Below are 22,194 nucleotides of genomic sequence, written 5' to 3'. Positions count from 1 at the left end.
TGTGATCTTCCGCGCAACCGTGCGGCACAGCCACTCAGTTCTTCGCCAGGAAGTCCCGGCTCGCCTCGTCGAGTCGACGCTCGAGGGCCATTCGCAGTGCAGGATGCGAACCGAGCGATGGATCATCAGCCAGTACCCCCTGTGCGATTGCGCGCGCCTCGGTGATGAGCACCCCGTCTTTGGCGACACGCAACAGTCGAAGGGATGACCTGCCGCCCGACTGGGTGCTGCCGAGCACATCGCCCTCCTGCCTTAGCTCGAGGTCCTTCTGCGCCAGTTCGAAACCGTCGAGGGTGGATGCCACGATCTCAACCCGCTCGCGGGCAAGAGTCTCCACCTCGGCGTGAGTCACCATCAGACAGAGCCCGGGCACTCCGCCACGGCCCACCCGCCCGCGCAACTGGTGTAGCTGGGAGACACCGAAACGATCGGCATCAAGAATCACCATCGTCGAGGCGTTGGGCACATCCACACCCACCTCGATCACCGTCGTCGCCACGAGCACATCAATCTCCCCGGCGGCAAAGGCGCGCATCAGGGCATCCTTGTCCTCGCTCGCGAGACGGCCATGCAGTGGCTCGATACGTCTGCCTGCAAATAACGGATTAGCCCGGACGGCCGCGAGGGTGTCAGTAACGTTGGCCAGTTCCGCTGCCGCCGATCCTGCTGCCGCCGATCCTGCCGCCGCCGATTCCGTATCCGGGCCATTACGGTCATCCCGGGCCGGCACGCCAGCCCGTTGTGTGCGAACTGGCCCGGATTTCGGCGCGCGAACGGCACCCTCGACGAGCGGACTCTCGATGAGTGTGCTGTCGATCGCGGGGCACACCACGAATCCCTGTCGCCCCTGAGCCAACTCCTCGGCGAGACGCTCCCAGACCCGGTTCACCCACCCGGGCTTGTCGGCGAGAGGCACCACGAAACTCTGGATCGGCACGCGACCGGAGGGCAACTCGGCGATCGTCGAAACATCCAGGTCTCCAAACACGGTCATCGCCACCGTGCGCGGAATCGGCGTCGCCGTCAGCACGAGAACGTGCGGCGGCACTGTGCCCTTACGACGCAGCGCCTCGCGCTGTTCAACGCCGAACCGATGCTGTTCGTCGACGACCACGAGTCCGAGGTCGTAAAACGCCACACTCTCACTCAGCAGGGCATGCGTTCCGACCACGATCTGCGCCTGCCCGCTCACTGCCGCGAGTGTGGCTTTGCGCCGATCCGCCACCGGCAGCTGGCCGGTGATCAGGGTGGGGCGCAGTTCGGCCGCGAGGTCTGGGCCGAGAGTCTTGACGATCGAGCGCAGGTGCTGCCCCCCGAGCACCTCTGTCGGTGCCAGTAGCGCGGACTGCCCGCCGGTGTCGGCGACGGCGAGCATCGCCCGCAACGCAACAAGGGTCTTGCCCGATCCGACCTCCCCCTGCACGAGTCGATTCATGGGAGCGGATGCCGCGATGTCGCCGGCAATCTCCGCACCGACGGTTGTCTGGTCCCCGGTGAGCACGAACGGGAGTTGCGCATCGAACCGCTCGAGCAGGCCACCCGGCTTCGGTACGCGAGGGGTCGATGACTGGAGTTTCAACAGTGCCCGCTGCTCGAGCAGTGCCGCCTGCAGCACGAAGGCCTCCTGGAAACGAAGAGACTTCTGCGCTGCCCGCCACTCGATGTCTTTCTCCGGCCGATGGATGAGCGCGAGAGCGCGCGAATAACTCATCAGCCCGCGATCCCCGCGCACCGCGCCCGGTACGGGGTCATCCAGCAGCGGAAGCGTATCGAGCAGCACCCCGACGGCCTTTGCGAGTTGCCAGGAGGCGACCGCTGCCGTGGCCGCATAGATCGGCACCGGCTGCTCGGCCCACTTGCGCGCCCGCTCCGCACCGGCCTCAGAGTCTTCGCCCGTGTCATCCGTCTCGAAAAGTTCGTAGTCGGGGTGTGCCAACTGGATCGTTCCGCGATAGTCGCCGACTTTGCCGGCGAAGATACCGCGTACTCCGGGCTTGAGCTCGGCCTTGCGCCAGGCTTGGTTGAAGAAGGTGAGGGAGAGGATGTCGCTGCCATCGCTGATCGTCACCTCGAAGATCGACCCCTTGCGTGCTCGCATCGTGCGCTCCTGCACCACGAGCACCTCCGCGACAATCGTGACGTTTTCATCCACCGAGAGCTGAGCGAGCGCGGTCAGTTCCCCGCGCAGGGCATACCGCCGGGGATAGTGGGTGAGCAGATCGCCGACCGTTGCCAGCCCGAGACCCTTCTCGAGTGCCGCCGCAGTGCGCCCACCGAGGGCGGTGCTGAGCTTGGCATCGAGCGGAGAGTCCACCTCGACAGGCTACCGCCGGGGCCCGACTGTAACGGTCGGCCAGGCAGGGCGGCAAAATCGTGGGTGGGCAGCAGTCCTGACGAGCGAACACGCTGTAGAACCCGGAACACGCTGTAGAGCCCGATAAGGTCGGACTCGATGACTCGAATAATCTCCGGATTCGCCGGATCCATTGCACTCAAGACTCCCGGGGATGGCACACGCCCCACCAGCGACCGCGTGCGCGAGGCGATCTTCTCCGCACTCGAAGCGCGAGACGCGATCGACGGTGCTCGAGTACTCGATCTCTATGCCGGATCCGGAGCGCTCGGCCTCGAAGCAGCCAGCCGAGGTGCCGCCCTCGTGCGACTGGTCGAACGCGGCGGCGTCGGCACCGCAGTGTGTCGGGCGAACGCGGCAACCGTACTGGCCAGGGCGCCACGGGGCTCCACTCTGAGGATCGAAGTGAGCGGACGCCTCGTGCAGTCATTCCTCACGAGCAACCCCGAGACCTGGGACCTCGTCTTCATGGATCCGCCTTACGACCTCGCCGAGACAGAACTCGCAGAGAATCTCGCATCGCTCGCGGCGCATCTCGCACCGGACGCCGTGCTCTGTCTCGAGCGAAGCAGCCGATCTCCCGAACCCGACTGGCCGCCCGGGATCACGCGCACTCGGCGCAAGGACTACGGCGATACAACACTGTGGTGGGCTGGCGCAGTACCTTCACTCGCCGATTAGCTGCGGTGGATGGGCTGCGGTGAATGGGCTGCGGTGGATGGGCTGCGGTGGATGGGCCAGCCCACGATCATCCGCCGGAGTCGGCTCAGCCCGCAGATCCTGCCCAGTCACGATACGGGTCCCAGCCGGTGGAGTCATGGGGCGAACCATCGACCGTGAGGCCCTGGCCTTCGATGCACACTCCGATGCGACGAAACTCCGCGGGCAGCGTTGCTCCCGGCGGGAAGGTCGCGAGCAATGAGTGGTCTTCCCCACCGGCAAGTGCGAGTGCGGTGTCCGGACCGAGTGTGGCCGAGGCGAAGTCGACGCCGACGCCGCTCGCCCGGGCAAGGCGAGCGCAATCGATCGCGAGACCGTCGCTGAGGTCGAGCATCGCCGTTGCTCCAGCGAGAGCGGCGACCCGGCCGGCAGCAATCGGCGGGGTCGGAGCGAGCTGCGGTGCGGTGCGGGACCGCAGCGCGGTGGCGAGCGCTGCATCCGGTCGTCCGGAGGGGTCGACTGCGTTGCTGAAGAGCAGTCGCAGGGCCAATGCGGCCTCGCCGAGCGGGCCGGCCACAGCAACTGTGTCGCCGGGCGATGCGCCTGAGCGCAGCACGGGGGTCCGCCCTTCGAGGTCACCGAAGGCGGTGACGGCGATGGTGATGGTTGCCGAGACAGAGAGGTCCCCGCCGACGACACCGCATCCCGGCGCGAGTGTCTCGCAGGCATCCCTCAGCCCATCGGCGATGCCCTCGAGCAGCGAAACGGGAGAGTCGGCGGGGGCGGCGATTGCTACGACGAGCGCGCTCGGCACGGCGCCCATAGCAGCGACATCCGCCAGATTGGAGGCAGCAGCCTTCCAGCCGAGGTCATGAGGGGTCGACCAGGCCAAGCGAAAATCCGGACCGTGGATCATCATGTCGGTGGTCACCACAAATCGCCCGTCCGGAGCAGCAACGACGGCGCAATCATCCCCCGGACCGAGCAGGGCGGATGCCGCGGCGGGCAGCCGAGGGAAAATCCGCGCCAGCACGGCCGACTCTCCAATGCTCCCGAGTGTGTCGGCAACGACAGGTTCTGGCGTGATCGTCATGCTTCAAACGGTAACCTGAATGTAATGCCTGTGATTTCTCAACTGCCGAAACGCGCGGTTCTCGCGGTCGGACTGTTCATCCCGCTGCTGCTCGTGCTGATCACGGCCTGCGTCCCGACCGTCCCTCTCACGCCAGCAGCGAATGCGACGGACCCGAAGTGTGCCGAGATCATCGTGCGGTTGCCAAAGTCCGTCGTGGATCAGCCCCTGCGTAACACGAATGCTCAGGCCACCGGCGCCTGGGGCGACCCCGCCTCGGTCCTGCTGCGCTGCGGGGTAGCTCAGCCAGCTCCCTCGGCGAGCTGCTCGACCGTCAACGGTATCGACTGGGTCGTGGATATCTCGGGCTCACCCCGCTACGTCTACACAACCTGGGGGCGGTCACCTGCGACACAGGTTGTGGTCGATACCGAGCTCACCCAGGGTCAGGGGGCCATCATCTTGGACGCCCTGTCAAACGCCGTCGGATCGATCGCGCAGACCAAGGCGTGCACGAGTCGAGACCCCGGCTTCGTGCCAGAGAGCACGCCGACTCCGGTGCCGACTGGCTAGTTATGGGCTGCATTCGGGTTGGCTCGTATTCGCTACCGGTGCTGATACACCGGCGCTGATGCACGATGTGGTGCTACTCGACGAGGATCGCGGGAGTACTTTCGTCGGTCGTCAAGTGCGGGGCGATGTCCCGCGGATTCATTGTTCCTGCGAGCACCTGCGCCACTTGAGCGACGATCGGCATATCCACCCCGCGAGCAGCAGCGAGCGCGAGGATCGGCGCGACAGAGGAGAGACCTTCAGCGGTCTGGTTCATCTGCTTCACCACATCCGTGAAGCTGTAGCCCTGTCCGAGCAGCCTCCCAGCAGTGTTATTGCGCGAAAGCGATGACTCGCAGGTGGCAATGAGGTCGCCGAGCCCCGCGAGTCCCGAGAGTGTCTGCGCGAGGCCGCCGTAGGCAACGGCAAAATCGGTCATCTCCGCAAGGCCGCGAGTGATGATGGATGCTTTCGTGTTCTCGCCATATCCAACGCCGTCGACAATTCCGATGGCCACCGCGATGAGGTTCTTGAGCACACCGCCGAACTCGGTGCCGATGACGTCCGTGTTCACGAATGAGCGAAAGTAGGGGTTCGTCGCCGCAGCAGCCACGAGGGTCGCGGTGTCGAGCGACGCAGAGGAAACCACGGCGGCGGTCGGCTGCTCCTTGGCTATCTCGAGCGCGAGATTGGGTCCAGAGGTCACGGCGACGAGATTCGAATCGATCTCGAGCTCCTGGAGAATGACCTCGCTCATGCGATCGCCGGTGCCCTTCTCCACCCCCTTCATCAGAGACACAACGATTGACTCGGGTGGAATAAGGTCGCGCACGATTCGCAGGTTCTCTCGCAGCGACTGGCTCGGAACGGAGACGAACACGATCTCGGCACCGTCGAGGACGTCGGGGATGAAGGAGGATGCCCAGAGGTTACGCGGCAGGTTGATCCCCGGCAGATAGTCGCTGTTGCGCTTGGACTGGGATATTTCCCGGGCCACCTCTGGCCGCCGCGCCCAGAGTGCGACATCGGATCCACCGTCGGCGAGCACTTTTGCGAAGGTGGTACCCCAGCTTCCGGCACCGAGCACCGCAACGCGACGCACCCCGGGACGCGAGAGGCGGATGGGCAGAGTCATCGGATTAGGGTTGTTCAAAACGGCCAATCTCGGTCTGGCTGTGCTTGGACGGATCCCAGATTTCAGCGGGGATCGGCTCGCCGCGCAAGTCGGCGAGCAGCTTGGTGATCTCGGTCATGAGCACTGTGGTCGCCGCCGTGAGCGTCTGTGGATCCAGCCCCTTGCCGCGAAAAGCGGAGAGGTCGACCGGGTCACCGATCTTTATGGTGATTGTTTTGCGCGGAAACAGGCTGATCTTTCTGCCATAGCGCGACATCACGTGCTGGGTGCCCCAGTGCGCGACCGGGATCAACGGAATATCGGCGAGCAGCGCCATGCGCACCGCCCCCGTCTTGCCGCGCATCGGCCACAGGTCGGGATCGCGCGTGAGCGAACCCTCGGGGTAGATCACCACTGCGTGCCCGGCGTGCGCGAGGGTATTGGCTGCGGCAATTGGATCGTGCCCGCGCACAACCCCGGTGCGCTCGACCGGAATCTGGCCGGACGTGCGCAAAAACCAGCCCATGACGGGCACTGAGAAGAGGGATGCTTTGGTGAGGTACCGCGGCATTCGCCCGAGCTTGTACATGACTCGCCCGATCACTACCGGATCGATCTCGCTGTAGTGGTTAGGCGAGAGAACGAAGGCGCCGGTCTTCGGTAGTTTGTGACCGTCGATGATCACGAAGCGCGCGAGAAATTCCATCGGTGGCACAAGCACGAGGGCCAAGAGCCGGAAGATGGCGATCTTTTCCGACCTGATTCGCGTCTCTGCGGGAGTTGCCGACACGTCGATGTTCAGCCCTCGAAGACGAAGTCGGCCCCGAGAATCGCGAGCTTGTCGATGAAGTGTTCGTAGCCCCGGCTGATGATGCCCACGTTACTCACGGTCGAGACACCCTCGGCGGTCAGGGCTGCGATGAGATAACTGAACCCGCCACGCAGGTCGGGAACACGCACATTGGCCCCGTGCAGTGGCGTCGGGCCGGTGACGACCGCAGCCTGCTCGAAGTCCCGGCGGGCAACGCGGCGCGGATGGTCCGCAAGGCCATCCTTGTGAACGACAATATTTGCGCCCATCTCGTTGAGCGCCGACGTAAAACCGAATCGGTCTTCGTATACGGTCTCGTGCACATACGAAACCCCGGTGGCCTGCGTGAGCGCCACAATCAGGGGCTGCTGCCAATCCGTCATGAAGCCGGGGTGAACATCCGTCTCAATGGTCACCGGCCCCAGTTCGCCTCCCGGGTGGTAGAACCGAATGCCGTCATCCTCTACATCGAAGGCGCCGCCGACCTTGCGAAAGACATTGAGGAACGTCATCATCTCGCTCTGGCGTGCGCCCTCCACGAAGATGTCACCCTTGGTGGCGAGTGCCGCGGCGGCCCAGCTGGCCACCTCGTTGCGGTCGAAGAGCGCGCGGTGCTTGTAGCCATCGAGACGGTCGACACCCTCGATCAGGATGACCCGACTCGGCTCGACCGAGATGATCGCGCCCATTTTTTGCAGGATGGCGATGAGATCCATGATCTCGGGCTCGATCGCCGCGTTTCTCAGCTCCGTAGTGCCCTTCGCACGCACAGCGGTGAGCAGCACCTGCTCGGTGGCTCCGACGCTGGGATACGGCAAATGGATGTTGGCACCGTGCAGCCCGTCGGGGGCGGTGATGTAGATGCCCTCGAATGATTTGTCGACGACAGCGCCGAAGGCACGCAGAGCATCAAGATGGAAGTCGATCGGGCGATCACCAATACGACAGCCACCGAGGTCGGGAATCCGAGCCTCGCCGAGGCGGTGAAGCAGCGGTCCACAAAAGAGAATCGGAATACGAGAGGATCCGGCGTGTGCATCGATCTCGGCGAAGTGCGCCTTCTCCACGTTCGACGTGTCGAAATGCAGTTCTCCGGGGTGCGGGGTGGTGACGATCACGCCGTAGACCTCGAGGAGTCCGCGCACAACCTCGACATCACTGATGTCGGGAACGTCGCGCAGGATGCTCGGGGTCTCACCAAGAAGGGCGGCCACCATTGCCTTGGTGGCGAGGTTCTTGGCGCCGCGCACAGCGATGCGACCGGTCAGGGGATTGCCGCCGGTGATCGTGATCTCATCAGACTTCAATCCCACCCGCTGTCCCGCCTTCTGGGCATCTGTGAGCAGACGACTCATTTATTCACCTGCGCCATCGTTGATCATGATCGGTTGAATCGGTTGAACCGGTTGTATTGGAATAGTACGCGGACGCCAGGCTTCCCGATGCTCCTCGAACGCGGTGATCCGTGCTTCGTTTCGCAGGGTCAGTCCGATGTCATCCAGGCCCTCAAGCAACCGCCACCGAGTGTAATCGTCGATCAGGAATGGCACAGCGAAATCGCCGATGGTCACCGTCTTGGCTACGAGGTCGACGGATGCCTCGATGCCGGGCTGTGCGTCAATCGCAGCCCACAGCGCCACGAGGTCGGATTCGCTGATCTCGCCAGCGACCAACCCCTGCTTGCCGGAGTTGCCTCGGAAGATGTCACCGAAGCGAGGGCTGAGTACCGCATGGAAGCCATAATCGCGCAGCGCCCAGACGGCGTGCTCGCGGCTGGATCCGGTGCCGAAATCTGGCCCGGCGATCAGAACTCGCCCGCCGGCGAAAGCGGGATTGTTGAGCACGAAGTCGGGATCCTGACGCCACGCAGAAAACAGCGCGTCGTCGAATCCGGTTTTGGTGACCCGCTTGAGGAAGACCGCGGGAATGATCTGGTCGGTGTCGACATTGGCGCGTTTGAGCGGCACCGCGACTCCGGTAACGACAGAGATTTTGTCCATCAGGCGTTCCCTCCCGCGGTGTTGGAGTCCGTACCGAGACCCGCCGTCTGAAGACCGAGGTCCCACGGGGAAGAAAGCGTGCCTCGAATCGCCGTAGCCGCTGCGACCAGCGGCGAAACCAGGTGCGTGCGTCCGCCCTTACCCTGCCGGCCCTCGAAGTTGCGGTTGGAGGTGGATGCGCACCGTTCGCCAGGTGCGAGCTGGTCAGGGTTCATGCCGAGGCACATCGAGCAGCCGGCAAACCGCCACTCCGCGCCGAAGTCTTTCACGATCTGGTCGATACCCTCGGCTTCGGCCTCGATGCGCACGCGGGCCGAACCGGGCACGACCATGACGCGAACGCCATCCGCCTTCTTCTGCCCCTTGATGATCGAAGCGAACAGTCGCAGGTCTTCGATTCGGCTGTTAGTGCACGATCCCATGAACACCGCATCAACGTGAATCTCCTTGAGCGGGGTGCCCGCTGTGAGATCCATGTAGTGCAGCGCCCGCTCGGCCGAGGCACGCTCGTTCGGGTCAATGATCAGGGCTGGATCGGGCACGCTGTCGCTGAGAGATACACCCTGGCCGGGATTGGTTCCCCAGGTGACGAAGGGCTCGAGCACATTTGCATCGAGGAACACTTCGGCATCGAACACGGCATCGGCATCGGTTGCGAGGGTGTCCCAGTAGGCAACCGCGGCATCCCAGTCCGCGCCTGTTGGTGCGTGCGGACGACCGAACAGGTAGTCGTAGGTCACCTGGTCCGGGGCGATCATCCCGGCTCGCGCGCCGGCCTCGATCGACATGTTGCAGACCGTCATCCGACCCTCCATCGAGAGGGAGCGGATGGCGCTGCCGCGGAACTCGAGAACGTAGCCCTGACCGCCGCCGGTGCCGATCTGGGCGATGACGGCGAGGATGATGTCCTTGGCCGTCACGCCGGGTCGCAAGGAACCCTCGACGGTGATCGCCATCGTCTTGAACGCGATGAGCGGCAGAGTCTGGGTAGCGAGCACGTGCTCGACCTCACTGGTGCCGATACCGAATGCCATTGCGCCGAATGCCCCGTGGGTGGAGGTGTGAGAGTCGCCACAGACGACGGTGATGCCGGGCATGGTGAGGCCGAGCTGCGGGCCGACCACGTGCACGATCCCCTGGTCGATGTCGCCGAGCGAGTGCAGGCGCACACCAAACTCCGCGCAGTTGTTGCGCAGGGTCTGGATCTGGGTGCGGCTGGTGAGATCCGCAATCGGCTTATCGATGTCGACGGTCGGGGTGTTGTGGTCCTCGGTTGCGATGGTCAGATCGAGGCGGCGTACCGGGCGTCCGGCAAGACGCAGCCCATCGAATGCTTGCGGACTCGTCACCTCGTGAACCAGGTGGAGGTCGATGTAGATCAGGTCGGGGGTGCCGTCCTCCCCCGCCACAACCAGGTGGTCATCCCATACTTTCGCGGCGAGTGTGCGGGGTACTGCGTGAATTACATCGATCATGTGTGGTGAGCTCTCCGATACCAAAGGGGGGTCAGCCAGCGGCGCGTGGACCCGCACCAGACTCCGCGACGAGGGAGGCTGGGAAACTAGGACCCGTCGCGGCTGCGAAGGAGAAGCAGACCGAATAGCACCGGCTCAGGCTAACACCGATTACGAACGCCTCCCCGGCGACGCACGATCCACCAGCTAATGGTTGGAGTCGACCGACACTCGCCGTCGATCGTGACGAATCTTGATCAGGCTTGCGATTACCGCCACCGCCATCGAGGCCACGATCACGCCGAGTGAGAAGACAGTACCGATCTCCGGCGCCCACTCCACTCCCCTTCCCCCGTTGATGAACCGCACTTCGTTGGTGTGCAGTGCGTGTGCCACGAGCTTGAACCCGATAAAGGCGAGGATGAAAGCGATTCCGTACTTGAGATAGACCAGCTTGTCGATCAGGTCACCGAGCAGGAAGTACAGCTGGCGAAGACCCATCAGGGCGAACACATTGGCGGTGAAGACGATAAACGCGCTTGTCGTGATGCCGAAGATTGCCGGGATCGAGTCAAGCGCGAAGACCAGGTCTGTCGTGCCGATGGCGATGAACACCACGATGATTGGCGTGAAGACCTTCTTGCCACCGATGACCGTTCGCAGCTTGGCCCCGTCGAAATCGTTGGAAATACGAATGCGTTTGCGCAGAAGGCGAATAATGACGCTCTCCTTCTCATCCAGCTCCTCGCTGTTCTGGAAGGCCTGCACGAACGCGGTGTACAGGAGAAAGGCCCCGAAGATATAGAAAATCCAGCTGAAGTTCTCGATCAACTGCGCACCGAGAAGAATAAAGATCGCACGCAGCACGAGCGCGATGATGATGCCGACCATCAGAACCTCCTGCTGGTACTTTCGCGGCACCGAGAACCTCGCCATGATGATCACGAAGACGAAGAGGTTGTCAATCGACAGGCTGTACTCGGTAAGCCAGCCGGCGATGAACTGTCCGGCGTTCTCACCTCCCCCGATGAAAAACATCACCACGGCGAAGATGAGGGCGAGTGATACGTAGAAGCCGACCCAGAGGCTCGATTCCCGGGTTGAGGGAATGTGCGGTCGTTTATAGGCGAGCACAAGGTCGGCAGTGACGATGAGGAGCAGCACGGTGATGCTCGTGATCTCGAACCAGAGCGGGAGTTGCAGGTCCATGAGGCCTTTCAGAGGAGGGCGGCGAGGGTTGCCAAAAGCCCGAAAGTCTCTTCCGTGCCGATCGATATGGCACCGCCGCACCCGGGCCAGCAACAGTGGCGACCGTCTTGACGGATGCGGTGCCGGGCTTCTTTAGTCCCTGGGAATACTCCCCTTCGCGGAGTCAATCTTAGACGCCACAGCGAGTGGGCCCGGCTTCGAGCACTCTCCGGTGATTCATGGGCTAGGCTCGCATTTACAAGGGGAGTATTCCCGCAAAGCCGATTCGTCATTACGAGCACTCATCAGGGCTCCGGACGGCTTGCCCATATTTTGGGTGGAAGAGACCTTGGTCCGTGCAGTAACCGACCAAGGAGAGCCCTGTGGGCATCACACCCCTGATTTGGATCATCACCATCGCGATCACGATCGCATTCTTCGTGTTCGAATTCTTTGCGCACGTGCGCACACCACACGAACCGACAATCGGTGAGTCCGCACGCTGGTCAGCGTTCTATATCGGCCTCGCCCTGCTCTTCGGAGTGGGTATCGGTCTCGTGTCCGGCTGGGGTTTCGGCGGGGAATACTTCGCCGGATACCTCACGGAGAAAGCACTGTCGATTGACAATCTTTTTGTCTTCCTCCTCGTGATGACTGGTTTCGCGGTGCCCAAGAAGTACCAGCAGAAGGTGCTGATGATCGGCATTGTCATCGCCCTGATCATGCGCGGCGGGTTCATCGCCGTGGGAGCGGCGCTGATCGAGAACTACTCCTGGGTCTTCTATATCTTCGGTGCACTCCTGCTCGTTCTGGCCTACCGCCAGGCGTTCAGCTCGCACGAGAGCGATCCGGCCAATGGGCGCTTGGTAAAATTTGCTCGCCGGATTCTGCCGCTGACAGACGACTACCATGGCGACCGCCTCTCGGTGAAGATCGACGGCAAGCGATTCTTCACCCCGATGCTGCTCACGATCGTGGCCATCGGATTCGTCGACTTGATTTTTGCGGTCGACTCGATTCCCGCTATTTACGGCCTCACAAACGAGGCCTACATCGTGTTCACCGCCAACGCCTTCGCGCTGATGGGACTTCGCCAGCTCTACTTCCTCATCGGCGGGCTGCTTGAGCGCCTCGTCTATCTCGCCCAGGGTTTGGCAGTCATCCTCGCCTTCATCGGTGTGAAGCTCGTGCTGCACGCGCTCAAGGTAAACGAGCTGCCATTCATCAATGGTGGAGAGTCGGTGAAGTGGGCTCCCGACATTCCGATCTGGTTCTCGCTGACCTTCATCGGCCTCACGATCGCCGTGGCCACGGTACTCAGCCTGCGCAAGACACGGGGCGACGCGAAGATCCCCGCTCCCTGAGCATCCCTCCCTGCCCTCGCCCGACCTCTCTCTGTGAAGAACGGTTTTCATGACGACGCCCACCCAGCCCCGCCAATATCGCCCCCAGCCCGCCGGCGTCACTGGCGTCGGCTATGTCATCTTCTTCAGCCGCTGGCTGCAGGCCCCGCTCTATCTCGGGCTCATCGTGGCCCAGCTCATCTACGTCATCGTCTTCATGGTGGAGCTTTATCACCTCGGGGAGAAGGTGGTGGCGCACCCACTCGAAATCCGAGAGGCCGAGATCATGCTCGGTGTGCTTGGCTTGATCGACGTGGTGATGATCGCGAACCTGCTCATCATGGTGATTATCGGTGGCTACGAAACCTTCGTGTCCCGCATCCGGATCGAGGGTCATCCCGACCAGCCCGAGTGGCTCTCGCACGTCAATGCGAATGTGCTCAAGGTGAAGCTCGCGATGGCGATCATCGGCATCTCCTCCATCCATCTGCTCAAGACCTTCATCGGAGTGAATGATCTCGGGGCCACAACCACCGCCGTCGATGAAGTCACCGATGAGGTGTACACCTCCGAGGGGGTGTTCTGGCAGGTCATCATCCACAGCGTCTTCATCCTGTCGGCGGTAGCGCTTGCCTGGATCGATAAAATTTCCAGCGCATCGTATGCGGGAGCTATCGCCGCCGGGCCACCGCGCGGCGACGTCATGACACTTCCGGTGGAGGGCGGCACCGCGGCGGAGAGGGAATTGCGGGCCGCGCAGTACGAACAACTGGCACGGGAAATTCGCGCGAATTAGTCTCACGGTGGCCCGCGTTACGATCGAACTCCTGACCGCAAGGAGCGCCACCGATGTCGCACACTCCCGCAACCGACAACTTTCGAGCTGCCCGCGATCGGTTGGTCGCCCTGCGGCATGACCACGACGCGGCTGTAGGCGAGTTTCGCTGGCCCGATGTCGGCGCGTCCTTCAACTGGGGCATCGACTGGTTTGACGCCGTCGCTCGAGGCAACACCGCGCCAGCCCTGGTGATCGCAGAGGAAAACGGCTCGACCGCCCGATTCAGCTTCGACGAGATGGCAACACGCTCCGACCGGGTCGGGCGATGGCTGCAATCGCTCGGGGTGAAACGTGGCGACGCCGTCATGCTGATGCTCGGCAATCAGGTCGAACTCTGGGATTCGATGCTCGCCATCATGAAGATCGGCGCGGTAATTCTGCCAACGACGACAGCGCTCGGCACCGCAGACCTCATCGATCGGCTGCAGCGCGGCGGCGTGCGGCACGTAATCGCCGCATCCGCCGATACCGACAAATTCGACGACGTACCCGGTGACTTCACCCGCATTCGAGTGGGCGCCGGAGCGGGCGATTGGATCGACTTCGCGGATGCCTTCGCCGTGCCTGCAGCGCCGCTTACGCATCCGGGGACCTCGTCGCACGATCCGCTGCTGCTCTACTTCACCTCGGGCACCACCACGCGGCCGAAGCTCGTGGAACACACCCAGGTGTCGTACCCGGTCGGCCACCTCTCCACCATGTATTGGCTGGGACTCAAGGCCGGAGACATCCACCTCGCCATTTCTTCCCCAGGCTGGGCCAAGCACGCCTGGAGCTGTTTTTTCGCGCCCTGGGTCGCCGAGGCCACCATATTCGTCTTCAACTACGGTCGCTTCGATGCTGCGTCGCTGCTGCAGAAGATTCGGGATGAACGGGTCACATCCTTCTGCGCGCCACCGACGGTGTGGCGGATGCTGATCCAGTCCGACCTCTCTGCGGGTAGCGGGCTGCTGCGCGAGGCGATCTCGGCGGGAGAGCCGCTGAACCCCGAGGTGATCAGCCAGGTGCGCTCGCACTGGGGGCTCACCATCCGCGACGGCTACGGCCAGACCGAGATGACGGCCGTGGTTGGCAATACCCCGGGCTCCCCCGTGAAAGACGGCTCAATGGGCCGCCCACTTCCCGGCAGCCCGATCGTGCTCGTCGACCCGATCTCTGGCCAACTCGCCGAGGAGGGTGAAATCTGTGTCGACCTCGGTCAGCATCCGGTAAACCTCATGACCGGTTACGTCGGCGATGCCGAGCGAAATGCCGCGACAATGCACGACGGCTACTTCCACACCGGTGACATTGCTGCCCGGGATTCACAGGGCTACATCACCTACATCGGCCGCACCGACGACGTCTTCAAGGCCTCCGACTACAAGATCAGCCCGTTCGAACTCGAGAGCGTGCTCATCGAGCATCCGGCGGTGGCTGAGGCCGCGATCGTGCCAGCTCCGGATGCCGTGCGCCTCGCCGTGCCGAAGGCCTACGTCGTGCTCGCTGCCGGCTTCGAGCCAACGGCCGAGGTCGCATTTTCGATCCTCGCTTACGCGCGCCAAAAACTCGCGCCGTTCCAGCGCATCCGTCGCATTGAGTTCATGGAACTGCCGAAGACGATCTCCGGCAAGATCCGCCGGGTAGAGCTTCGGGCTCGCGAAGTAGAGGTCGCTGTCGGCACCGTGATCGCGATCGAGTGGCGCGATGACGAATTGCGCGGGCGGTAAAATGGGGCACAGATGATGAAACTCAACACCACCGTGGTCCTTGCCACCGCTGTCGTCACCGTGCTCGCTCTCGCCGGATGCTCGTCCCCGAACAGTGCCGCGCCAGCGCCGGAAAAGACCGGTGTGGCGTTCGAGCACATTCACGAGCTCGACGTGAATCACGCCGACGGCAGCCTGCTCGTCGCCACCCACGAGGGGCTCTACCGGCTCGCGGTCAGCTCGGCAGGCAAGGCCAGCGCAACCGGGCCGATCGGCGGCCTGGATTTCGATCCAATGGGGTTAAGCATCGCCGGTGATACCGCCTATGCCTCCGGGCACCCCGGCCCGACGACACCCGACACATTCGGCACCCCGAACCTCGGCCTGATCACCAGCACGGACGCAGGTGCAACCTGGACCAACGTATCGCTGACCGGCAAAACCGACTTCCACGGCTTGACGGTGATGACCGGCAATGGAGCTGCAGATCGAGTGTTCGGAATGGACTCGAGCAAGCAACAGATCCAGCGCAGTATGGATGGCGGCCGCACCTGGAGCGACGGCGCCACACTTGTCGCCCGCGACATCCTCGCTGTCGGCGATTCTCTCTACGCCACGACGCAGAAGGGTCTCGTCGTCAGCACCGACAACGCCACCACGTTCACCGTGGACGCCACCGCCCCCGCACTGTACCTGGTGGCAGCAGATCCGGCTGGCACGCTCGCGGGCATCGACACCAGCGGCAACGTCTGGGCGCGCGGGGCGAAGGGAACCTGGACGAAGGGTGGCACGGTAACGGGCACTCCCCAGGCCTTCACTGTCGACGGTAATCGCCTCTACGTGGCGGATGACCGGGGCATCTCGGTCACTGATGACGTTGGCGCCACCTGGACCGTGCTCTCAGCGCACAGCTGACGGCGCACAGCTGACGCGCGCACCGCAGCGGTGCTCGCCAGGCATCCGCTTCCCAGCTGGTGGGACGGCGTTAGTGGAGCTCAGATGGCGGATTGGGCGATCTGCTCTCGCGCCATCTGTCATGGTCGCGCAAGGCGTACCGCACACCAAGACGCACCACCCAGAACAGGGCAAAGGCGAGGGCAGCGGCGCCAAGAAGATACACCGCTAATCCCAAAAGTGAATACATGAGACAACCTTAGTGGCGTGACGCGAGCACTCGGGTGGCTATCGGCCGTTAAGCCCTATCGAGTTCATGAAGCACACGCAGCGCGTCATCGGTGCGCGCCAATGGCACCAAGATGTGGTCGTGATGCGCCCCCGCGAGCACATTGCAGCTGATTCCCGCGACGAGTTCGTCGGCTACCGTCGCGTAAACAACTACGCCCTCGCGAACTGTCGGCTCGAGGCTACCGAGCATCGCCTCGAGATCCGTGAGTACTGGTCGGTCGCTGTTCATTGGCCAACTCTAAGCACGGTGCCACCTCACCGGCGTCGAATACGCGCCGCCGACCCTGGCGACTAGCGTGGGGGGATGTCAACTGAGACTCAACTTCTGCCGTTCGCATCCCTCGACGACTACATCGCGCTACCCCGGGTGGAGGGTCTCGCCCTCTCGCCGGATGGCCGCACCGTAGTTCTCACAGTTGCGACCCTCGCCCTCGATCGCACGTCCTACGAGCGTTCGCTCTGGTCGGCTCCTGCAGATGGCTCAGGCTCGCCGACGCGGCTGACCCGGTCGGCCAAGGGGGAATCCGGTGTCGCGTTCACCGGCTCTGGTGACATCCTCTTCGTCTCCGCACGCCCAGACGCCACCGCAGAGAAGGACACCGAGACCTCGCAGGTATGGATGCTGCCCGCCGCCGGGGGCGAGGCCCACGCGGTCACCCGCCTCGCCGGAGGAGTCTCCGAAATTGCCGCGACCGCCAGCGGATCCGACGCCGTCGTGATCGCCGCAGGCCTGCTCACATCCACCGACAGTCTCGAGACGGATGCCGCCTCGCGCCTCGAACGAAAGACCAAGAAGATCACGGCGATTCTTCATGAGAGCTACCCCGTGCGCTACTGGGATCATGATCTCGGGCCCTCGGAGCCACACCTCCTCGCGCTCGACCTGACCGGCCTGCTGGACACAGTCCCCCTCACCGGCGCACCGGTGCCGCCACCGGAGCCACTGCCCTATGCGGCGAATCTGCCGCGACCGCGGGACCTCACACCGGTGCCCGGCCGTTCCGCCGATACTGCTGGCCAGGCTCTCACCCCGGATGGCCGCACTCTGATCGCGTCGTTGCAGGTGCCCGAGCAGCGGTCCGGTCGCTTCGTCATCGTGTCGATCGATATCGAGACCGGTACCAAAACGACCCTCTTCGATGAGGAACGGGTGGACTTCGAAGTACCCGCGGTGAGCCGGGATGGTGCACGGATCGCTTTCGTGCGCGCTGATTTCAGCACCCCGGACGGTCCCGCCGATCAGGAACTCTGGGTCGCCAACATCGACGGCAGTAATGCGCGCCGCATCGCCGCGGGCTGGGATCGCTGGCCGTCCAGCCTCATCTTTGACGCCGACGACGAGTCCCTCATCGTGACCGCCGACCACGACGGGCGAGGTCCGGTCTTTCGCATTCCTCTGCACGGCGGAGCCCCGAGCCAGCTCACCACGGACGATTTCGGCTACAGCGAAGTCGCGGTCGACCTCGCAAGCGGGGACCTCGTGGCGCTTCGGTCATCCTGGGTGTTGCCGCCGCATCCGGTGCGCATCTCCCGATCGGGAGCCGTCACCCCGCTTGCGACGCCAGCCAAGACTCCCGAAGTGCCGGGATCGATCACCGAGGTCACGACCGTGGCCGAGGATGGCACACGGGTGCGCGGATGGCTGCTGCTTCCGGATGGCGCATCGCCGCAGCATCCGGCCCCACTCCTGCTCTGGATCCACGGCGGCCCACTCAACAGTTGGAACGCGTGGAGCTGGCGCTGGAATCCTCTTCTCGCCGTCTCGCGCGGATACGCGGTTCTGCTGCCCGACCCCGCCCTGTCTACCGGGTACGGCCTCGACTTCATCGCCCGGGGCTGGGATGCCTGGGGAGCCAAGCCATTCACCGACCTGATGGCGATTACGGATGCCACGGAAGCTCGCGCCGACATCGACGCCACCCGCACCGCGGCCCTCGGGGGCTCGTTCGGCGGCTACATGGCGAACTGGGTGGCCGGCCACACCGACCGTTTCCGTGCGATTGTCAGCCATGCCAGCCTGTGGGCGCTCGACCAGTTCAACGGCACAACGGACAACTCCTGGTACTGGCAGAGCATCTTCTCCCCACAGGGCATGACCGACAGTTCACCGCACCACAGCGTGCGTGACATCGTGACGCCGATGCTGGTTATTCATGGCGACAACGACTACCGGGTACCGGTCGGCGAGAGCCTTCGGCTCTGGTCCGAACTCGCCGAGCACCATGCCGCGACCGATGGCTCGACCCCGCACAAGTTTCTTCTGTTCCCCGACGAGAATCACTGGGTGCTGAAGCCTCAGCATGCGGTGCTCTGGTACGAGACCGTCTTCGCCTTCCTCGACCAGCATGTGAATGGCACGCACTGGGTGCGCCCGAAGCTGCTGGGCTGACCCGCCCAGAATATCGGCGTCGGCAGCGGCGCGGTGATCACGATTCTTCCTCAGGAAGATCCTATGATGACCCTCATGCCACTGCGCCGTCGAAGCCAACTCGTCATCGTCAGCGTCGTCACGCTGCTGGTGCTGGGGAGCACTGCGTTCGTTGCAGCACGTTCGGTCGGACTGCTCCACGAAAACCTCGCCGAGACCGGTTTTCGATCGATGGCGGATGACCTGCGCGCTTCCGGCGCGAGGCTCGCCTGCGACCAGGGTGATCCAGGCTACGGTCCGGACAACACGTCGCCCTGGTACAAGGCAGTTTTTGCCGTACCCCGGTCCGTCACTCTTCCCGACCGGGTGATGGAGATCGCAGCGAAACAGGGGTTCACCCTCGCGGAGCTCCGGCTCGCCGATTCTGCTGCGACTCAGAAGCTCTATCAGGGCGCCCACTCGAACCGCACCCTCACGGTCGCGACCTATCGAAGCGGGGCGGTCTACCGAAACGGCGCCGTGATGAGCGACTGTGCTGGTTTTACTGCAACGCGTGATCGCCCGATGCTCATCGAACTGAGTCTCGAATACCCATCGAATACGACCGGTGAACCCGCGCCAGTGGAGGCCCAATCCGCCGAGCAGGCATCCGATCCAGCCTCTGAGAGCGACGCTGAGTTTGGCTCCCTCGATACCACCGCGACATCGAGGTAGGCGGGCTGAGCGCGGTGCCGTGTCGGTTTCGATAGTGCGGCACCAATACTCAGAACCGTGCCCTAGGTTTATGCCCACACGTCATGCACGCGAGGGAGCACAATGACCGGTTGGCGCATTAGAGACTTTCATTCCGACGATCTCGATGGCATCCTGCACCTGTGGGAAGAGGTGACAGCCTCGTCGACCGAGCCGATCTACAGCCTCTCTGAAGTGCTCGCCTCCTGCCAAAAAGACCACGCTGTCGTCGCGATGCACGGTGATGAGGTCATCGGTGCCGCTGTCGGCCGCGCCGCTCATGCGCAGGGCTGGATTGTGTTTCTCACCACCACCCATCTGTGGCAGGGCCAGGGCATCGGATCTGCGCTTCTCGCCGCCCTCGAAAACCGAATGGCACCGCACGGGCTGGTAAAGCTGTCTGCGCTGCTGCCCGAGACCGCGAGCCGGGTGGTTGCCTTCCACGACCGCGGCTTCGAGCTCAAGCAGAATTTGCGCTACTTCGAGCGCCACATCCCGGTGCAGCGAGAAGAGCTGCGCTCGCTCAGCGAGCTCGGTGGACGAATCCTGCCCCGCGATCTCTGGGAGAGCGTCGGTGGAATGCAGCGGGAAAAGGAGCTGCTCGAACGCCGCCTCGTGATGCCGCTCGCCAAACCCGATATGGCCGAGCAGTACGGCGTAGTGCCGCCCAAAGCTGTCGTGCTGTTTGGTCCGCCCGGAACCGGCAAGACCACCTTCGCGAAGGCGATTGCCTCGCGCCTCGAATGGCCGTTCGTGGAGGTCTTCCCCTCTCGCCTCGCCGCCGACCCGAAGGGCTTGGCTGGCGCCCTGCGCGAGACTTTCCTGAAAATCTCCGAGCTCGAACATGCGGTCGTGTTCATCGACGAGGTAGAGGAGATCGCCGCCCAGCGCGGAGGAGAGCCGCCGTCGGCGCTGCAGGGGGTGACCAACGAGCTGCTAAAGATCATCCCCGCCTTCCGAGAGCAGCCGGGGCGACTGCTCGTCTGCGCTACGAATTTCATCCGCGCACTCGATTCGGCGTTCCTCCGTCACGGTCGCTTCGACTACGTGGTGCCGATCGGGCTGCCGGATGTCGCGGCCAGACTCGCCATCTGGGAGCGTTACATCCCGGCGTCAGTCAACGGCCTTGTCGACCTCAAAGCGCTGGTTGCCGCGAGCGCCGGTTTCTCTCCCGCCGATGTGGAGTATGCCGCGCGCCGGGCGTCGCAGGAGGCACTCGAGCGGGCGCTGTTCACCGGAGCGGACGAAACCACCCCGGGCGGGCCGAGCACCAGTGACTACATCTCGGCGATTCGTTCCACTCGCACGACGGTGTCACCGCAGGTGGCTGCGGAGTTCCTTGAGGACATCGAGCGGCTCGCGCGGCTCTAGGTGTAATGCCCCGGGTCGCGGTTGCACTGCAATTTCGGGTGCTGTTTAGGGTGCAATTTCAGGCGCGGTTTTAGTTTTGTCCCGCGTTCAGTAACACCTCGGGGTGGGTGAGTCGCCACCATCCATCCGGTCCCGAAATCGTCTCATCAAGTACCAGGGGTACCGTCGTGGCGGCCCCATTGACCGTGAAGACGAGGCTGCCAACGGTGGATCCTTTAGACGCCTCCGTGCCGGCCGTGATCGTGAGAGGCCTGATCGTCATCGTCGGGGTGACCGCAGCGTCCGACCAGGTCAGCGCGCTTGCCCCGCTCGCGGTCACGACGCGTGCACCGTTTTTCCAGGGCGTGGAGTAGCGCCCGACGGCCGTGCCGGCCCCCACGAGCTGCACGACATGAAAGCCGGACTTGATGCTCTGGATCATCTTCTGTGCGGCCCGGTTTACCGTTTCACGGCTGTCTCCCCCCAGGATCACCCCGATGATTGTGATTGGCTGGGGCAAGCCGACATCGACTGTGGCGGAGAACAGCAGACACGAGCCGGCCGTGTCGAGAGTGCCGGTCTTGATACCTTTTATCCCGTCGGATCCGAGGCTGATGTTGTTGTTCGACACCTGCCCGACTCCGGGCACCGTGATGCGTGGCGAGCCCACGATCTATGCAACCACCGGATTGGCCATTGCGAGCTTTCCGATTGCGATCAGGTCCGCCGGTGTACTCCCGTTTCTGGCGCTGATTCCCGTAGGTTCTTCGATGGTCGTTCCGCTCAGTTCGTGCGCGGCGAGGTAGGTCTTCACTGCACCGAGGTAGCGAGCGCGAGATCCAAACGCCCAGGTGCTCACCGCATCCGCGTAATTGCAGGCGGATGCCACCAGCATCAGGGCGAGTGCGTCATGCTCCGAAAGCGTGCTGCCGGTCTTCATCGCCACAACCGAGGCGCCGAGCACGTAGTACTGGTCGTAGAGGTCGTGGTCGGCCTTGCTGAAGGTGAGGGTCGGCCCGGGCTCTGTGCCCGTCAGTGGTTTGGCCTCGAGCACGACGAGAGCGGTGATCAGCTTGCTGATGCTCGCAATCGGCAGCGGGCCAGCGCCACCACTTGCGGCAAGGATGCCGTTAGTGCCGACCGTGCCGGCGAACACCTCGGCTCCGGTGACGCTCACAGCGGACTCCCCGGTGCTCGGAAGAGTGAGTGCCACCGCGCCAGGCGCAGTCACGGACGGTGTGGTCGAGGTCAGCGCCGCCGTGCCGAGCGGCGCGAGGAGGGTGACCGGCAGGTAGGTACCGACCGCCGCGACGATCATCAGCAAAACGACGAGCCCAGCGACGCGGCGGCGGAGGCGACGACGACGGACCCGCGCCAGGATGGCCGGATCGCGGATCGCGGCCCGCGGCATCCGCCTGACCGCGGGCGAGCATTTCGGAGAAATCAACGAGGCCGGTCGGCCCGGTGCGCTCTGTCACCACGATAT

The 22,194-nt window shown here is 63.7% G+C and carries 20 protein-coding genes; 9 read left to right on the top strand and 11 right to left on the bottom strand.

The genetic code is table 11. The annotated features are described in order from the left end of the window. Positions 1-34: 34 nt before the first annotated feature. On the bottom strand, positions 35-2,314 hold the full coding sequence (locus tag IWX88_RS02900) for an ATP-dependent DNA helicase RecG (RefSeq protein ID WP_196826962.1): 2,280 nt from the start codon (positions 2,312-2,314) through the stop codon (positions 35-37). A gap of 138 nt (positions 2,315-2,452) precedes the next feature. On the opposite strand from IWX88_RS02900, the gene IWX88_RS02895 reads away from it, so the two are divergent. Beyond that, entirely contained in the window at positions 2,453-3,034 is a 582-nt protein-coding gene (locus IWX88_RS02895) for an RsmD family RNA methyltransferase (RefSeq protein WP_196826960.1), read from the top strand. An 85-nt stretch (positions 3,035-3,119) separates the two neighbouring features. Here IWX88_RS02895 and thiL read toward each other — a convergent pair whose 3' ends face one another. Then, entirely contained in the window at positions 3,120-4,106 is a 987-nt protein-coding gene (gene thiL, locus IWX88_RS02890) for a thiamine-phosphate kinase (protein WP_196826958.1), read from the bottom strand. Positions 4,107-4,130: 24 nt separating this feature from the next. Between thiL and IWX88_RS02885 the strand changes: the two genes are divergently transcribed. Continuing rightward, positions 4,131-4,658: a DUF3515 family protein gene (locus tag IWX88_RS02885; RefSeq protein ID WP_196826956.1), complete on the top strand. Its 528-nt coding sequence runs from the start codon at positions 4,131-4,133 to the stop codon at positions 4,656-4,658. Positions 4,659-4,731: 73 nt separating this feature from the next. On the opposite strand, the gene IWX88_RS02880 is transcribed toward IWX88_RS02885, so the two are convergent. From IWX88_RS02880 to IWX88_RS02855, 6 genes are all read right to left on the bottom strand, one after another. Then, on the bottom strand, positions 4,732-5,772 hold the full coding sequence (locus IWX88_RS02880; protein WP_196826953.1) for an NAD(P)H-dependent glycerol-3-phosphate dehydrogenase: 1,041 nt from the start codon (positions 5,770-5,772) through the stop codon (positions 4,732-4,734). A 4-nt stretch (positions 5,773-5,776) separates the two neighbouring features. Then, a complete protein-coding gene (locus tag IWX88_RS02875; protein WP_370568142.1) occupies positions 5,777-6,541 on the bottom strand; it encodes a lysophospholipid acyltransferase family protein in 765 nt (254 codons plus the stop codon). A gap of 8 nt (positions 6,542-6,549) precedes the next feature. Beyond that, positions 6,550-7,917 (bottom strand): UDP-N-acetylglucosamine 1-carboxyvinyltransferase, encoded by a 1,368-nt coding sequence (gene murA, locus IWX88_RS02870; protein ID WP_196826951.1) that lies wholly within the window; start codon positions 7,915-7,917, stop codon positions 6,550-6,552. Then, positions 7,918-8,562: a 3-isopropylmalate dehydratase small subunit gene (gene leuD / locus IWX88_RS02865; RefSeq protein ID WP_196826949.1), complete on the bottom strand. Its 645-nt coding sequence runs from the start codon at positions 8,560-8,562 to the stop codon at positions 7,918-7,920. Continuing rightward, on the bottom strand, positions 8,562-10,037 hold the full coding sequence (gene leuC / locus IWX88_RS02860) for a 3-isopropylmalate dehydratase large subunit (RefSeq protein WP_196826947.1): 1,476 nt from the start codon (positions 10,035-10,037) through the stop codon (positions 8,562-8,564). Before leuC ends, leuD begins: the two co-directional genes overlap by 1 nt. A gap of 186 nt (positions 10,038-10,223) precedes the next feature. Beyond that, the gene (locus IWX88_RS02855; protein ID WP_196826945.1) at positions 10,224-11,225 is read right to left on the bottom strand and encodes a TerC family protein; all 1,002 of its coding nucleotides are present in this window, start codon (positions 11,223-11,225) and stop codon (positions 10,224-10,226) included. Positions 11,226-11,587: 362 nt separating this feature from the next. On the opposite strand from IWX88_RS02855, the gene IWX88_RS02850 reads away from it, so the two are divergent. From IWX88_RS02850 to IWX88_RS02835, 4 genes are read left to right on the top strand one after another with little or no spacing between them, the layout of a single operon-like run. Continuing rightward, a complete protein-coding gene (locus tag IWX88_RS02850; protein WP_196826943.1) occupies positions 11,588-12,568 on the top strand; it encodes a TerC family protein in 981 nt (326 codons plus the stop codon). A gap of 49 nt (positions 12,569-12,617) precedes the next feature. Beyond that, positions 12,618-13,343, top strand: coding sequence for a TIGR00645 family protein (locus tag IWX88_RS02845; protein WP_196826941.1), 726 nt, complete (start codon positions 12,618-12,620; stop codon positions 13,341-13,343). A gap of 53 nt (positions 13,344-13,396) precedes the next feature. After that, the gene (locus IWX88_RS02840; RefSeq protein ID WP_196826939.1) at positions 13,397-15,094 is read left to right on the top strand and encodes an AMP-binding protein; all 1,698 of its coding nucleotides are present in this window, start codon (positions 13,397-13,399) and stop codon (positions 15,092-15,094) included. 12 nt (positions 15,095-15,106) lie between these two features. After that, a complete protein-coding gene (locus IWX88_RS02835) occupies positions 15,107-15,988 on the top strand; it encodes a F510_1955 family glycosylhydrolase (RefSeq protein WP_196826937.1) in 882 nt (293 codons plus the stop codon). Between the two features lie 277 nt (positions 15,989-16,265). Here the strand turns inward: IWX88_RS02835 and IWX88_RS13745 are convergent, their stop codons facing one another. Continuing rightward, positions 16,266-16,487: a hypothetical protein gene (locus tag IWX88_RS13745; protein ID WP_231368739.1), complete on the bottom strand. Its 222-nt coding sequence runs from the start codon at positions 16,485-16,487 to the stop codon at positions 16,266-16,268. A gap of 75 nt (positions 16,488-16,562) precedes the next feature. Here IWX88_RS13745 and IWX88_RS02825 point away from each other — a divergent pair, with 75 nt between their 5' ends. From IWX88_RS02825 to IWX88_RS02815, 3 genes are all read left to right on the top strand, one after another. After that, positions 16,563-18,647, top strand: a complete 2,085-nt coding sequence (locus IWX88_RS02825; RefSeq protein ID WP_196826935.1) for an alpha/beta fold hydrolase — start codon at positions 16,563-16,565, stop codon at positions 18,645-18,647. 63 nt (positions 18,648-18,710) lie between these two features. Continuing rightward, positions 18,711-19,340, top strand: coding sequence for a hypothetical protein (locus IWX88_RS02820; protein ID WP_196826933.1), 630 nt, complete (start codon positions 18,711-18,713; stop codon positions 19,338-19,340). Between the two features lie 102 nt (positions 19,341-19,442). Beyond that, a complete protein-coding gene (locus IWX88_RS02815; RefSeq protein WP_196826930.1) occupies positions 19,443-20,729 on the top strand; it encodes an ATP-binding protein in 1,287 nt (428 codons plus the stop codon). Positions 20,730-20,799: 70 nt separating this feature from the next. Here the strand turns inward: IWX88_RS02815 and IWX88_RS13740 are convergent, their stop codons facing one another. Further along, positions 20,800-21,378 (bottom strand): hypothetical protein, encoded by a 579-nt coding sequence (locus IWX88_RS13740; RefSeq protein ID WP_231368738.1) that lies wholly within the window; start codon positions 21,376-21,378, stop codon positions 20,800-20,802. Between the two features lie 3 nt (positions 21,379-21,381). Further along, positions 21,382-22,119, bottom strand: coding sequence for a hypothetical protein (locus IWX88_RS13735; RefSeq protein ID WP_231368737.1), 738 nt, complete (start codon positions 22,117-22,119; stop codon positions 21,382-21,384). Positions 22,120-22,194: the final 75 nt, after the last annotated feature.

Source organism: Frigoribacterium sp. CG_9.8, assembly GCF_015751965.1.
Lineage (GTDB): Bacteria > Actinomycetota > Actinomycetes > Actinomycetales > Microbacteriaceae > Lacisediminihabitans.
Note: the sequence above shows the minus strand (reverse complement) of the source record. Positions and strands in the feature narration are given on the sequence as shown.

Bases quoted from the DNA above. Each gene is read 5' to 3' on its own strand.
- IWX88_RS02895 (WP_196826960.1), top strand. From the start codon at position 2,453: ATGACTCGAATAATCTCCGGATTCGCCGGATCCATTGCACTCAAGACT.
- thiL (WP_196826958.1), bottom strand. From the start codon at position 4,106: ATGACGATCACGCCAGAACCTGTCGTTGCCGACACACTCGGGAGCATT.
- IWX88_RS02885 (WP_196826956.1), top strand. From the start codon at position 4,131: ATGCCTGTGATTTCTCAACTGCCGAAACGCGCGGTTCTCGCGGTCGGA.
- IWX88_RS02880 (WP_196826953.1), bottom strand. From the start codon at position 5,772: ATGACTCTGCCCATCCGCCTCTCGCGTCCCGGGGTGCGTCGCGTTGCG.
- murA (WP_196826951.1), bottom strand. From the start codon at position 7,917: ATGAGTCGTCTGCTCACAGATGCCCAGAAGGCGGGACAGCGGGTGGGA.
- leuD (WP_196826949.1), bottom strand. From the start codon at position 8,562: ATGGACAAAATCTCTGTCGTTACCGGAGTCGCGGTGCCGCTCAAACGC.
- leuC (WP_196826947.1), bottom strand. From the start codon at position 10,037: ATGATCGATGTAATTCACGCAGTACCCCGCACACTCGCCGCGAAAGTA.
- IWX88_RS02855 (WP_196826945.1), bottom strand. From the start codon at position 11,225: ATGGACCTGCAACTCCCGCTCTGGTTCGAGATCACGAGCATCACCGTG.
- IWX88_RS02845 (WP_196826941.1), top strand. From the start codon at position 12,618: ATGACGACGCCCACCCAGCCCCGCCAATATCGCCCCCAGCCCGCCGGC.
- IWX88_RS02840 (WP_196826939.1), top strand. From the start codon at position 13,397: ATGTCGCACACTCCCGCAACCGACAACTTTCGAGCTGCCCGCGATCGG.
- IWX88_RS02835 (WP_196826937.1), top strand. From the start codon at position 15,107: ATGATGAAACTCAACACCACCGTGGTCCTTGCCACCGCTGTCGTCACC.
- IWX88_RS13745 (WP_231368739.1), bottom strand. From the start codon at position 16,487: ATGAACAGCGACCGACCAGTACTCACGGATCTCGAGGCGATGCTCGGT.
- IWX88_RS02825 (WP_196826935.1), top strand. From the start codon at position 16,563: ATGTCAACTGAGACTCAACTTCTGCCGTTCGCATCCCTCGACGACTAC.
- IWX88_RS02820 (WP_196826933.1), top strand. From the start codon at position 18,711: ATGATGACCCTCATGCCACTGCGCCGTCGAAGCCAACTCGTCATCGTC.
- IWX88_RS02815 (WP_196826930.1), top strand. From the start codon at position 19,443: ATGACCGGTTGGCGCATTAGAGACTTTCATTCCGACGATCTCGATGGC.
- IWX88_RS13735 (WP_231368737.1), bottom strand. From the start codon at position 22,119: ATGCCGCGGGCCGCGATCCGCGATCCGGCCATCCTGGCGCGGGTCCGT.